Origin of the sequence: Micromonospora sp. BL1, assembly GCF_003667485.1 — a bacterium.
GTDB classification, from domain to species: Bacteria; Actinomycetota; Actinomycetes; order Mycobacteriales; family Micromonosporaceae; genus Micromonospora; species Micromonospora tulbaghiae.
The window spans coordinates 1-12,198 of record NZ_RCVK01000365.1 but is presented as its reverse complement, the minus strand read 5'-3'; the positions used below and the strand labels follow the sequence as shown (position 1 = coordinate 12,198).

The window sequence follows — 12,198 nt, the reverse complement described above, 5'->3', positions numbered from 1 at the left end:
GTTCCGGCCGCCCGCCCGGCCGGAACGCGCCCGCCCGGTCACGCCGCCGAGCCCGCCCGCCGGTCTGGCCGTGCTGCTGACGCTGAGCCTGCTCGCCGCGTTCTTCGCCTGGGTGAGCGCCGGGCCGTTCTGGCTGGCCGTGGGGCACTCGACCGGCGGCACCGTGATGATCACGCAGTGCGCGGGCGGCGGGCTCACCCAGCGCTGCCGGGGCATCTTCTCCGCCGACGGAGACCGGTTCCAGGCCCACGGGGTGCGGGTCAGCGGCGTACCGGCCGGGCGCACCGACACCGGCAGTTCGCTGCGCGCGCGGATGACCGGGCCGGACGGGTCCACCGCCTACGCGGACACCGGCGCCGGACGGCACCTGCGCTGGCTGCTGGGGCTGGCCCTGGTGGCCGGCTGCGCCGCCGGGATCGCCAGGTGGACCGGGGCGACCCGGCTCGCCGAGGAACGGCAGCGGCGCTGGGCGGTCGGTCTGGCGCTGGCCGGCCCGCTGCTGATCACGGTCGGTTTCCTGGCCGCCGCCTGGTAGGTGCCCGGCACCTCAGCTGTGCACCACCGCGTAGACCTCCCGCCGCCGCAGCCCGTACGCGGTGGCGACCTCGGTGATCGCGTCCCGGCGGGACAGCCCGGCCGCCTCGCGCTCGGCCACCGCGGCGCGCAGCGTCTCGTCGTCCGGCCGGACCGCCGGTGTGGCCGGGGCGCCGGCCACGACGAGCGTGATCTCGCCCCGGGGGTCGCCCTCGGCGGCCCACTGGGCCAGCTCGCCGAGCGGCCGGCGGACGACCTCCTCGTAGGTCTTGGTCAGCTCCCGGCAGAGCGCGGCCGGACGATCCTTGCCGAACGCCTCGGCCAGGTCGGCGAGCGCACCGGCGATGCGGTGCGGCGCCTCGAAGAACACCAGCGTGCGCTCCTCGGCGGCGAGCGCGCGCAGCCGGGAGCGGCGGGCGCCGGGGGTACGCGGCAGGAAGCCCTCGAAGCAGAACCGGTCGCAGGGCAGCCCGGACAGCGCAAGCGCGGTGGTGACAGCGCTCGGCCCGGGTGCCGCGGTGACCGGCACCCCGGCGTCCAGCGCGGCCCGGACCAGCCGGTACCCGGGGTCGGAGACGCTGGGCATGCCGCCGTCGGTGACCAGCGCGACCGTGTAGCCGGCGGCGAGCACCTCGGCCAGTTCGGGGGTACGCCGCTCCTCGTTGCCCTCGAAGTACGAGACGATCCGGCCGGGCACCGTCACGTCCAGGTCGCGGGCCAGCCGGGTCAGCCGCCGGGTGTCCTCGGCGGCGACCACGTCGGCGGCGGACAGCACCTCGCGGAACCGGGCGGACGCGTCGGCCGGGTTGCCGAGCGGCGCGCCGAGCAACACGAGCCGTCCTACCTCGGACATTTCCCCCACGGCGTGCGCTCCCTCATCGACGGTCGTACCAATTTCGGAGACGACGGACGCCACCGGGCACCCTCGCAGCCTACGATCGCCGGGTGACGAGTGCGTCGACAGCACAGAGCGCGAACCCGGACCCTTCCACCACCGACCGGGGCGACGGCGCCGGGCCCGGGCTCGCCGCCGCCGTGCGGCGCCGGCTCGCCACCGTCGACGACCGCATCGGCCGGGGTCAGGCGTGGCTGGCGACAGCCGTGGTGGTGGCCATCGCGGCCATCCTGCGTTTCGTGGGGCTCGGTTTCCCGCCCGGGAAGATCTTCGACGAGACCTACTACGCCAAGGACGCGTACGGGCTGATCGACCGCGGCTTCGAGTGGAACTACAAGGACAACGGCCCCTCGTACGTGGTGCATCCACCGCTGGGCAAGTGGATGATCGGCATCGGCGAGTGGGCCTTCGGCTACCAGGACGCGGACAGCGGCGTCTCGGTGCCGGGTCACCTGATGACCACCTCGCCGGAGTTCGGCTGGCGGTTCGGCGCGGCGGTGGCCGGCACGCTGTCGGTGCTGCTGCTGGTCCGCATCGGGCGGCGGATGTTCCGCTCCACGGTGCTCGGCTGCGCGGCCGGCCTGCTGCTCGCGCTCGACGGCTACCACCTGGTGCTGTCCCGCACGGCCATCCTCGACATCTTCCTGCTGCTGTTCGTGCTCGCCGCGTTCGGCGCGCTGGTACTCGACCGGGACGCCCGGCGTCGGCGCTGGGCCCGGGCGCTGGAGGGCGGGCTCGACCCGACCCAGCCGGGGCGGGCCGGCCGTCCGTCGTCGGGCTGGCGGGAATGGCCGTGGTGGCGGCTGGCGGCCGGGGTGCTGCTCGGCTGCGCCTGCTCGGTGAAGTGGAGTGCGCTCTACTTCGTGCCGGCGTTCGCGTTGCTGGTGCTGCTCTGGGAGGTCGGCGTCCGCCGCTCGTCCGGGGTACGCCGGCCGTGGCGCGACGCCGTGCTCGACGAGCTGCCGTGGCTGCTCGCGGCGGGCGTGCTGATGCTCGTGACCTACGTCGCGACCTGGTCGGGCTGGCTACTCGGGCAGGACGGCTACTACCGCCTGGCGGAGCGCTACCCGAACAACCCGGAGCTGAGCGACACCCCGTTCGTCGGTGCGCTGATCAACCTGTGGGAGTACCACAAGGCCGCGTACGGCTTCCACACCCAGCTCGACGACCCGCACAAGTACCAGTCCTGGCCCTGGCAGTGGTTGCTACTCGGCCGCCCGGTGGCGTTCCACTGGTCCGGTGACGGCAGTTGCGGCGCGCCGAGCTGCGCCTCGGAGGTGCTGCTGCTGGGCACGCCGCTGCTGTGGTGGTCGTTCCTGCCGGCGATCGCCGCGACCGCCTGGCTCGGTCTGGCCCGGCGTGACTGGCGGGCGGGCGCGATCCTGCTCAGCGTCGCCGCCGGCCTGCTGCCCTGGTTCTGGTTCGCCCTCGACGGCCGGACGATGTTCTCCTTCTACGCCGCACCGGCGGTGCCGTTCCTGGTGCTCGCGGTGGTCTACGTGCTCGGCGCGATCGCCACTCCGGCGCCGGTGACGAACACGGCCGCGCCACCGGACCCGCAACAGGTCCACGACCGCCGGCTGGTGGGCGGGATCATCGCGGGCGCGTACGTGTTGCTCGTGGCGCTGTGTTTCGCGTACTTCTACCCGATCTTCGTGGGCCGGGTGCTGCCGTACGCGGACTGGTCGGCGCGGATGTGGCTGGACGGCCGCTGGATCTGAGGCGGGGCGCCGGGCACTGCGCGGCGCCCCGGCACAAAGAAGCGCGCCCCGATCGCCTGCCACGGGGGAAGCGGGCGATTGGGGCGCGCAAGACAGAGCTTAACCACACTCCGGCAACCGCACAACGGGTGCGGGCCGGTCAGATTTCCGACGAGTGCACCACCGGCCGAAAGGTTTACATGGTGCAGCTAACGGTGGGTGGCCGGGCGCGACCGTGACGACCCCGGCGGACGCCGGGAACGGGCACCCGTGACCCGGATGATCTTCCAAAGTGGATCTCACTACACTTCGCCCGGTGATCAACAAGAGACGATCGACGGCCGTCCTCATCGGACTGCTGGCGGCGGCCGCGATGATCGGGCCGAGCCCCGCCGGGGCCGACGACGAGACCACCGAGCCCGTCGCCGAACCACCCAAGGTCGAGCTGGTCCTCGACGTCAGCGGGTCGATGCGGGCCCGCGACATCGACGGCCGCAGCCGGATCTCCGTCGCCCAGCAGGCGTTCAACGAGGTGGTCGACGCCCTGCCGGACGAGACACAGCTCGGCATCCGGGTGCTCGGCGCCACCTACCGGGGCAAGGACAAGAAGCAGGGCTGCCTGGACACCCAGCAGATCGTGCCGGTCGGCCCGGTGGACCGTACCCAGGCCAAGGCCGCCGTCGCCGGGCTGCGCCCGACCGGCTTCACCCCGGTCGGGCTGGCGCTGCGCTCCGCCGCGCAGGACCTGGGCACCGGCAGCACCGCCCGCCGGATCGTGCTGATCACCGACGGTGAGGACACCTGCGCGCCGCCCGACCCGTGCGAGGTGGCCCGCGAGCTGGCCGCCCAGGGCACGCGCCTGGTGGTCGACACGCTCGGCCTCGCGCCGGACGAGAAGGTACGCAAGCAGTTGCTCTGCATCGCCGGCGCGACCGGTGGCACCTACACCGCCGCGCAGAGCGCCGACGAGCTGACCGGCCGGATCAAGCAACTGGTCGACCGCGCCCGGGACACGTACACGGCTGCCCCCGCGGTGGTCGGCGGCGGCACGGCCTGCGAGGGCGCGCCGCTGCTCGCCCCCGGCGTCTACAGCGACCGGGAGGCGTTCTCCGAGCACCGCTGGTACCGGGTGCCGGTGCGGCCCGGGCAGGAGCTGCGCGCCTCGGTGAGCGTCGCGCTGGACCGCCCGGTCAACCCGGACTACGGCGTGCTGCTGCGCGCCACCGCGCCGGACGGGCGGGAACTGGTCCGGGGCGTCGACGCCGGCAGCGGGCGTACCGACGTGGTCTCCGCCGGGCTGCGCTGGTCGGCCGCCGAAGAGGAGGAGGACGGCCCGAGCGCCGAGCCGACGCCGGGCACGGAGCAGGCCGCACGGACCGTCTGCCTGGTGGTCAGCAACTCGTTCGCGGCCAAGCCCGGCACCCAGGCCCGTCCCGGCATGCCGGTCGAGCTGACGGTCGACGTGGTGGCCGCCTCCCCCGCGCCGGACGGACCGGACCTCGGCCGCGGCTGGGTGCTGCTGCTCCTGCTCACGCTCGCCGGACTGCTCACCGGGCTGCTCGCCGGACTGCTCACCCGCTGGTGGGTGCACACGTGGAGGACGAACTGAGCATGCGTACGCTGATCCGCGCCGCGGCGGCGACCACCGCCGCCGGACTCGCGCTCACCCCGGCGGCGGCCCTGGCCGCGCCCAGCCCGTCACCGGGCGCGACCACGGTGACCAAGGCCGGCACCTCGTTCCTCACCGCCACGACCGTCACCGCCGGTCAGCCGGTGCAGGTCGGCGCGTCGACCGGCGACCACCTGTACTGGTCGTTCCGCGCCGACGCCGGGCAGGTGCACGAGGTGACCGCCACCGTCACGTTCCCGAAGTCACGCAGCGGCGCGTCCACCTGGACCGTCGACGTCTTCGACGGGCTGCGCCGCCGGCAGGCGTGCACAGCGGGCGCGCAGACCCCCACCGCCGACGCGTCGGCGACGAGCGTCGCGCTGGGCTGCACGCTGCGGCGGGTACGGCCGTGGGCCGAGCCCTGGTCGGGCGACCCGCTGCCCGGCACCTACTACATCCGGCTCTCCGTCACCGACCTGCCGGAGCCCGACCTCGGCCTGCCGATCGACGTGGAGATGCTCGTCGGCGCGACCGACGAGGGCGGCGCGTCCGGCGACGACGGCGAACTGGCCGCGCCGCTGGTGCCGAACACCCGGGCCGGCACCGTGCTGACCGCCGAGCCGACGCCCGAGCCGGTGGCCGACGAGGAGATCGACCTGACCGGCTGGCTCCCGGAGGCCGGGTCGCGCTGGGTGTGGACCACGGTGGGCGGAGTGCTCGCCGCCGTGGCCGGCGTGGTCGGCTTCGGGCTCACCCGGCGGCCCCGCCGCCCCTGAGGACCGCAGCCGGTGGCCGCCGCGAACCCGACGCGGCGGCCACCGGACGCGCTCAAGCCTCGGCGGTACGCGGGCCGCGCGGCACCCAGCCGATGAACCGGTCCTGGAGCGCGGTGACCGGCACGGAGCGCAGATCCTGCGTCGCCGCGGCGAGGCAGGATCCGAGATAGACGCTCAACGACGCCCGGTCCACCTGGTACTCGCGCAGCAGGTGATGACGTTTCGTGGCGCAGGGCCAGTCGTCACCGCACGAGCCGCAGGTCCAGTGGGGGGTCACCGGCACGTGCTCGCCGCCGGTGCTCCCCGAGCCCTCCGCGCCAGGCGTCATCGGCCGCTCCTTCCGAGTCGGAAATGGGTGGTGATGGACCGGTTGCCTCCCCGCAACGTTCCTTCAGCGCAGCGGCACGCCCAAGCGTTACGGTACGTTCACCGCGTGTCCCCGTCATCCACCTCTCGTGCGTGATCTGCTTCCGGCCGAGGTCGCCGTCGCGGTGGCCACCCCCGCCGACTGGGCCGGTGACCTGCTCCCGGCCGAGCTGGCCGCCCTGGGTGAGCGCGCGGTGCCCGGCCGCCGCCGTGACTTCACCGCCGGGCGCGTCTGCGCCCGCCGGGCGCTCGGCGCGCTCGGCCTGCCCGCCACGCCGGTACCGGCCGGCGCCGACCGGGCCCCGATCTGGCCGCCCGGCGTGGTCGGCGCGATCACCCACACCCGCGACTACTGCGCGGCGGCCGCCGCCCGCGCCGCCGACGTGCGCGCCGTCGGTATCGACGCCGAGCGCTACCGGCCGCTCTCTGCCGGGGTACGGCGGAAGGTGTGCCACCCCGACGAGGAGGCGGACCTGGCCCGGCTGCCGTCCGGCACGCCCTGGCCCACAGTGCTGTTCAGCGCGAAGGAGACCGTCTACAAGGTCTGGCACCCGCTGGTCGGGACGTGGCTGGGCTTCGCCGACGCGCGCGTCGTGCTCGACCCGGAGGCGGGCACCTTCCACGCGGTGATCGCACCGGCCCGGATCGCCGCCGCCCCGGTACCCGATCCGCCGTCAGCGGTGACCGGACGGTTCGCCGTGGACGACGACCTGGTCCGCACCGCGGCCGTCCTGCCACATCGATGAGCCACTGCCGGGCGGGTTGTGCCCGGCTTGTACCGTCGTTCCGACTGAAAATTCCGAAGGCGCCCAAGGAGTACGGTGAGCCACCCTCAGCCTCCGTCCGGGTCACCCGACCCGAACCAGCAGCCGCAGGAACCGCCGACGCAGGCGTTCCCCACCGCCCCGATGCCGCCGGTGCCGGGCAGCCCGTACGCGCCGCCGCCCGCTCCGACCTCGGGCGCGCCCTATCCGCCGCCTTCGGACGCGCCGCAGCCGCCCGTCTCGGGCGCGCCGCCCGTCTCCGGTCCGCCGCAGCCGCCGACCTCCGGGGCGCCCTATCCCCCGCAGCCGGGTCCGGGCGAGCAGTACCCGCCCGCGCCCGCTCCCACCACGGCGTTCCCGCCGGCGCCGCCCACCTCGGGCGCGCCCTACCCGCCGCCGGGCAGCGAGTACCAGCCCTCGGCCGGGGCGTACCAGCCGCCGGGGTTCGAGTACCAGGCACCGGGCGCCGCCTACCAGCCGCCGGGGTCGGAGTACCAGGCCCCGGGTGGGGCGTACCCGCCTCCGGGCGGTTACCCGCCGCCGGGTGGTGGCGCGTACCCGCCGCCGCCCGGAGCGCCGTTCGGGCCGCCGGCGAAGAAGTCGAACAAGAACGTCTGGATCACGGTCGGCATCATCGCGGTGATCCTGCTGCTGCTGTGCTGCGGTGGCGGCATCTTCGCCATCTACAGCGGCGCGAAGAAGACCCAGGAGGCGATCGACTCGCTGCCCACGCCGGGCGTCACCTACGGCCAGCCCACAGGTGACACCCCGACGGGCGCTCCCACCGGCACGCCGCAGCCGGGCAACACCGACGACAAGACGTTCAACATGCCGGCCGGCGACAAGCTGGTCGTCAACGACGACCGCGGCACGATCGAGATCACCGTCGGCAACTTCCGGACCAGGAACGCCGCCTGCAGCGAGGTCATGCCCGGCCCGAAGAACGGCATGTTCCTGATCGCCGACGTGACCGCCGAGATCACCAAGGGCACCGGCTCGATCAACCCGTTCTACTTCACCTGGGTCGCCGCGGACGGCACCGAGGAGAGCGGCATCGGCGGCGCCTTCTCCGGTTGCGGCAAGCTGATGACCTCGGGCACCAACCTGCCCGAGGGTTTCAAGCGCAGCGGCCAGCTCATCTTCGACGTGAAGGACCAGAACGGCGTCGTCGAGTACAAGCACCGCTTCCGTTCCGCCGGGTCCTGGAAGCCCTGACCCCACGCGAGACCCCGCACGGGGGCCGGTCCACAGCGGACCGGCCCCCGTGTCCGTTCGGGTGACGCCGGCAGCCGATCGGACATTTCCATGTGCGCGTGCCGACCATCGGTCGCCAGGCTCGGAGCATGGCGAACGAGACGACGATCCCACTGCTGCCGTGCCGCTCCCTGGACGACGTGGCCCCCTTCTACCAGGCCCTCGGCTTCGAGGCCACGTACCGGCAGGAGCGCCCGAACCCGTACCTCACGCTGCGGCGGGAGGATCTCCATCTGCACTTCTTCGGGATGCCGGAGTTCGATCCCGCCGACTCGTACGGCTCCTGCCTGGTGGTGGTGGACGACCTGGTCGACATCCACCGGGCCTTCGCCGACGGCATGCGTGCCACGTACGGCAGGGTGCTCGTCTCCGGCGTGCCCCGGATGACCCGGCCCCGGCCCCGCCGCAACCAGGACGGCCACTTCGGGTTCAGCATCGTCGACCCCGGCGGCAACTGGATCCGATTCGTCGGCCGGGCCGAGCCACCCCGGGCCGACGACAAGGGCGGCCTGGCCCGCACGCTGGGCAACGCGGTGGTGCAGGCCGACTCGCGCGGCAATCCCGCCCAGGCCGCGCGGATCCTCGACGGCGCGCTGGCCCGCCCGGAGGCCGCCGACGACCCGGCCGTCCAGGTGGAGGCGCTGGTCTACCGGGCGGAGCTGGCGCTGCAGCTCGGCGAGCCGGAGACGGCGCGGGAGCTGGTGCGGCAGGCCCGATCGGTCCCGCTGGACGACGCTGCGCGCGACGCGCTGGCCGACACACTGCGGCACGCCGAGGACCTGACCGCGAGCATGCCGCCCGGATAGCCACCCGGCGCGGCGGCCCTGGTCGCGCGGCGGAGCCCGGGCCGGTGGCGGTTTGCCGGCCGGGCCAGCGGGGACGCGACGCGGCAGGCGGCGAGGGCCGCGACGCGACGATCCGGGGAGGCGGCATGAGCGTCGAGCGCGCGAAGAACGACCTGGAGGATCTGGCCGGTCCGGCCCGGGCGCGGCTCGGTGACCTGAACCAGGACGAACACGCCGAAGCGGACCGGGTACGCGAACAGGACGAGATCCGGGGCAAGCGCCCCGGCGAGCACATCCAGGCGGACGCCCGCGACGCCGACGACAACTTCTCCGCCTGACCCTGTGCCGCCGAAGATCTTGTTGACAAACGGCCCTCATATGGGCCGAAATCTTCCAAGATCTCCCCGGACCGGCGTGGAGGGGCAGTGTCAGGCCTGGTTCCTATCCTGTGGTGATGGTTCTCACCGACGTCACCGGGTCCTGGGCAGGCACCAACGGCTTCCGGCTGATGCCCTCCGACCCGCTCGCCGAGTCGCCCGCCGCGCTCACAGTCGCCACCGCGGCCGGCGGGCACCTGACCACCGTGTCGTACTCGTGGGACCACCCCGACGACGGCCCGCAGGACGGCCTGCTGGTGATCGCCGCGGGCGACCGGCCGGGCTCGCTCGTCGCCTGGTGGGGCGACTCGTGGCACCAGCAGCCGACCCCGATGACGCTCACCGGCGCGGCGGACGGGGTGTCGGCTGTCGAACTGAGCGCCGAGTACGGCGGCGGCTGGGGATGGCGGATCGTCCTCGACACCGCCGACCCGGCCCTCCTGCGCCTGCGGATGGAGAACGTCGTCCCCGCAGACCAGGCCGGGCCCGGCACACCGGCCGGGCCCTACCCCGCGATGCTCACCGAGGTGCGCCGGGCCTGAGCCCGATCAGGCGTCGAGGATCTCCCGCAGCCGGCGCGCGAACGCCTCCGGCTGCCCGGCCTGGCCCATCTCCTCGCCGAGGAACCCGCCGTGGTGGCTCGGGAAGACCGCGGGTTGCCCGCCGAGCAGCTCGGCCGTGGCCACCGACGTCCGCGCGGTGAGCGTGTCCGCCGACTCCTCGCCCACGGCGATCACCACGCGGGTCGGTGCGGCGCGCAGCGCGTCGGCGTCCGGCCGGTACACGGTGACCGCCGCGGACCGGTCGGAGAGCAGCGGGTCGTCCCGGCTGCCGTCGTCCTCGGCCGGCATCCCGAACGCGGCGGGGTCCGGCGCGGGCTGGGCGAAGTAGTCGTCGGTGAACTCGCCCCGCCACGACGTCAGGCCGATGAACGCCGCCATGCCGGCGCCCCAGCCGTTCTTCCGGTACGCCTCCTGGCAGGCGGCCATGGCCCGGCCGGCCGCCTCGGCGTCGGGGAGCAGCGTGGTCAGCGGCGGCTCGTGCGCCACCAGCGTGGTCACCACGTCCGGGTACGCGGCCACCAGGGCGAGCGCGGTCACCGCGCCGCCGCTGCTGGCGAACATGTCGACCGGGCCCACGCCGAGGGCGTCGACGATGTCGCGTACGTCCCGGGCCTGGACCTCGGGCAGCGAGTCGTTCCGGCCGTCCTTGCGGACGCTCCGGCCGAGCCCGCGCGGGTCGTACGTGATGACGGTGCGGTCCGGGAAGTACGACGCGAGCGTGGTGAAGCCGTCGGCGCACATGGGCTGGCCGATCATGAACAAGGGGCGGTGCCCGCCCTCGGCCGCCGTGGGGGCGTGGACGTCGTAGACGAGGTCGACCTCGGGCGTCTGCAGAGTGAGCGTCTTCATGCCTCTGTCGACCGGTGCCGGCCGGGAAAATCATCGGTCCTGCGGAAACGTGTGCCGGGGCGCGGCTCGCGGCGGTGTCGGCGCCCACCGCCGCGAGCCGTGCCGTCGCGGTCAGCTCACCGTGCCGGTGACGGTGCTGCCGGACTTCGTGACGTAGTAGGTCAGCTTCGTGCCGCTCCAGAAGTGGAACGTGAGCGTCACCCGCTGGCCGTCGTTGACCTCGGCGAAGAACTCCGGCTTCAGCGCGATCGTGTTGCCGGCGTAGTCCGGCGCGAACGTCACGTCGAACTCCTTGTACGAGGTCCAGTTGTGCGGGCCGGCGTTGCTGCCGTCGGCGTACTTCGCCTCCATCGTGGCGAGCTGGTCGCCGCGGAACTGCGCCGGGAGCGTGAACGCGGCGGTGGTGCCGGTCGCGTTGGAGAGCACCGGCGGGTCGTACGAGATGATGCTGATCCGCCACGGCACGCCGGTGGAGAAGCGGGCCTGGAGGTTGGCGTTCACCCCGTACGCGCGGGAGCCGACGAGCCGGGTCAGCGCCGACGCGGTGAGCGTCAGGGTGGTGCCGGAGACGGTGTAGTCGGTGCCGTTGACCAGGTCGATGGTGCCCTGGCGCAGCCCCTGGAACGTGGTGCCGTTCAGGTTGAGTGTCAGGCTCTTGGCGGTGATCGAGCCGGTCCGCGGCACGTACACCTGGTCGCTGGACGCGGTGCCGGAGCGGGTGGTCCAGCTCGACTTGATCTGTGCGAACAGCTCGGGGTCCTTCCAGACGAAGGACGTCCGGTCGAAGTGCTGGCCGTTGTCCCAGAGCTGGGTGGTCAGCTTGCGGCTGCGCGCGTAGTGGCCGAGGAACTCGAAGAACTTGAGCTTCTCGCCCTGCTCGATGGTGCCGGTGTGGCGGTCGAAGCCGAGCAGCCCGTACTCGCCGATGATCACCGGGATGTTGCGGGTGACGAAGGCGTTGTAGACGCGGTCGAACTGGTCGGTCAGGTCCTGCTGGACCGTCGCGTCGAACCGGGTGCCCCCGGCGACGTTGACGCTGAACGGCCAGTACCCGTAGAAGTGCACGGTGGCGATCAGGTTCGGGTCGTTCAGCGTGTTGAACGTGCTGACCAGTTCGTCCACCCGGGCCTGCTCGGCGGAGGTGTGCAGGGTCGGCAGGACCAGCAGCCGGGTGGCGTTGTTCCCGCCGGACTGGCGGACGATGCGGTGGAACGAGGTGTTCAGCTCGTTGAGCAGCGTGGCGTTCTGCGCGTCGCCGGAGCTGCCGGTGAACTGCGGTTCGTTGACGCTCTCGAAGGTCAGCTTCGGCGAGGAGTCCTTGAACGCGGCGGCGATCTGGGTCCAGAGCGCGTTGTAGCGGTTCAGCACGCCTGCGCGGTCGGTGGGCATCGTGTTGATCCACTGCCACGAGTCGTGGTGGATGTTGAGCACCACGTAGAAGCCGTCGGCGAGCGCCCAGCCGACCACCTCGCGTACCCGGTTCAGCCAGGCCGCGTCGATCGTGTAGTTCGGCGCGGCGCCGTGGTGGTTGCTCCAGGTCACCGGGATGCGGATGCTGTTGAAGCCCTGCGCCCGGACGTTGTCGAGCAGCGCCTCGGTGACCCGCGGGTTGCCCCACGCGGTCTCGTCCGCGCCGACCGCGTCGAAGGAGTTGCCGAGGTTCCAGCCGGGCTGCATGGCGGCGACGGCGGCCATCGCGTTGCCGGCGGGCGGCGGGGTCGTGGGC

Annotated in this window: 13 protein-coding genes; 9 read left to right on the top strand and 4 right to left on the bottom strand. The window is 73.4% G+C overall.

Annotation, left to right across the window (positions count from 1 at the left end):
• On the top strand, window positions 1-535 hold a 535-nt coding region (locus tag EAD96_RS27580; RefSeq protein WP_121686302.1), incomplete at its 5' end, for a hypothetical protein.
• Window positions 536-547: 12 nt separating this feature from the next.
• On the opposite strand, the gene rsmI is transcribed toward EAD96_RS27580, so the two are convergent.
• Entirely contained in the window at window positions 548-1,396 is an 849-nt protein-coding gene (gene rsmI, locus EAD96_RS27575) for a 16S rRNA (cytidine(1402)-2'-O)-methyltransferase (protein ID WP_121686301.1), read from the bottom strand.
• Window positions 1,397-1,479: 83 nt separating this feature from the next.
• Between rsmI and EAD96_RS27570 the strand changes: the two genes are divergently transcribed.
• The 3 genes from EAD96_RS27570 (at window position 1,480) to EAD96_RS27560 (ending at window position 5,514) form a co-directional block, all read left to right on the top strand.
• Window positions 1,480-3,150 carry a dolichyl-phosphate-mannose--protein mannosyltransferase gene (locus EAD96_RS27570; protein ID WP_121686300.1) on the top strand — a complete coding sequence of 557 codons (1,671 nt, stop codon included), beginning with the start codon at window positions 1,480-1,482 and terminating at the stop codon, window positions 3,148-3,150.
• Between the two features lie 295 nt (window positions 3,151-3,445).
• The gene (locus tag EAD96_RS27565) at window positions 3,446-4,738 is read left to right on the top strand and encodes a VWA domain-containing protein (protein WP_121686299.1); all 1,293 of its coding nucleotides are present in this window, start codon (window positions 3,446-3,448) and stop codon (window positions 4,736-4,738) included.
• A 2-nt stretch (window positions 4,739-4,740) separates the two neighbouring features.
• On the top strand, window positions 4,741-5,514 hold the full coding sequence (locus tag EAD96_RS27560) for a peptidase (protein WP_121686298.1): 774 nt from the start codon (window positions 4,741-4,743) through the stop codon (window positions 5,512-5,514).
• Window positions 5,515-5,566: 52 nt separating this feature from the next.
• Here the strand turns inward: EAD96_RS27560 and EAD96_RS27555 are convergent, their stop codons facing one another.
• A complete protein-coding gene (locus EAD96_RS27555) occupies window positions 5,567-5,842 on the bottom strand; it encodes a hypothetical protein (protein ID WP_120571731.1) in 276 nt (91 codons plus the stop codon).
• A 127-nt stretch (window positions 5,843-5,969) separates the two neighbouring features.
• On the opposite strand from EAD96_RS27555, the gene EAD96_RS27550 reads away from it, so the two are divergent.
• The 5 genes from EAD96_RS27550 (at window position 5,970) to EAD96_RS27530 (ending at window position 9,602) form a co-directional block, all read left to right on the top strand.
• Window positions 5,970-6,626 (top strand): 4'-phosphopantetheinyl transferase, encoded by a 657-nt coding sequence (locus tag EAD96_RS27550; protein WP_121686297.1) that lies wholly within the window; start codon window positions 5,970-5,972, stop codon window positions 6,624-6,626.
• Window positions 6,627-6,701: 75 nt separating this feature from the next.
• On the top strand, window positions 6,702-7,859 hold the full coding sequence (locus EAD96_RS27545) for a hypothetical protein (RefSeq protein WP_121686296.1): 1,158 nt from the start codon (window positions 6,702-6,704) through the stop codon (window positions 7,857-7,859).
• Between the two features lie 128 nt (window positions 7,860-7,987).
• Window positions 7,988-8,704, top strand: a complete 717-nt coding sequence (locus tag EAD96_RS27540; RefSeq protein WP_121686295.1) for a VOC family protein — start codon at window positions 7,988-7,990, stop codon at window positions 8,702-8,704.
• A gap of 125 nt (window positions 8,705-8,829) precedes the next feature.
• Window positions 8,830-9,021, top strand: coding sequence for a general stress protein CsbD (locus tag EAD96_RS27535; RefSeq protein WP_120571734.1), 192 nt, complete (start codon window positions 8,830-8,832; stop codon window positions 9,019-9,021).
• 116 nt (window positions 9,022-9,137) lie between these two features.
• Window positions 9,138-9,602 (top strand): hypothetical protein, encoded by a 465-nt coding sequence (locus tag EAD96_RS27530; protein ID WP_121686303.1) that lies wholly within the window; start codon window positions 9,138-9,140, stop codon window positions 9,600-9,602.
• Window positions 9,603-9,608: 6 nt separating this feature from the next.
• Here the strand turns inward: EAD96_RS27530 and EAD96_RS27525 are convergent, their stop codons facing one another.
• Together EAD96_RS27525 and EAD96_RS27520 are read right to left on the bottom strand one after the other, a co-directional pair.
• Window positions 9,609-10,472 carry an alpha/beta fold hydrolase gene (locus tag EAD96_RS27525; RefSeq protein ID WP_120571735.1) on the bottom strand — a complete coding sequence of 288 codons (864 nt, stop codon included), beginning with the start codon at window positions 10,470-10,472 and terminating at the stop codon, window positions 9,609-9,611.
• 111 nt (window positions 10,473-10,583) lie between these two features.
• Window positions 10,584-12,198: cellulase family glycosylhydrolase (locus tag EAD96_RS27520; RefSeq protein WP_121686294.1), on the bottom strand; the 1,615-nt coding region annotated here is incomplete at its 5' end.

Bases quoted from the DNA above. Each gene is read 5' to 3' on its own strand.
- EAD96_RS27560 (WP_121686298.1), top strand. From the start codon at position 4,741: ATGCGTACGCTGATCCGCGCCGCGGCGGCGACCACCGCCGCCGGACTC.
- EAD96_RS27555 (WP_120571731.1), bottom strand. From the start codon at position 5,842: ATGACGCCTGGCGCGGAGGGCTCGGGGAGCACCGGCGGCGAGCACGTG.
- EAD96_RS27540 (WP_121686295.1), top strand. From the start codon at position 7,988: ATGGCGAACGAGACGACGATCCCACTGCTGCCGTGCCGCTCCCTGGAC.
- EAD96_RS27535 (WP_120571734.1), top strand. From the start codon at position 8,830: ATGAGCGTCGAGCGCGCGAAGAACGACCTGGAGGATCTGGCCGGTCCG.
- EAD96_RS27530 (WP_121686303.1), top strand. From the start codon at position 9,138: ATGGTTCTCACCGACGTCACCGGGTCCTGGGCAGGCACCAACGGCTTC.
- EAD96_RS27525 (WP_120571735.1), bottom strand. From the start codon at position 10,472: ATGAAGACGCTCACTCTGCAGACGCCCGAGGTCGACCTCGTCTACGAC.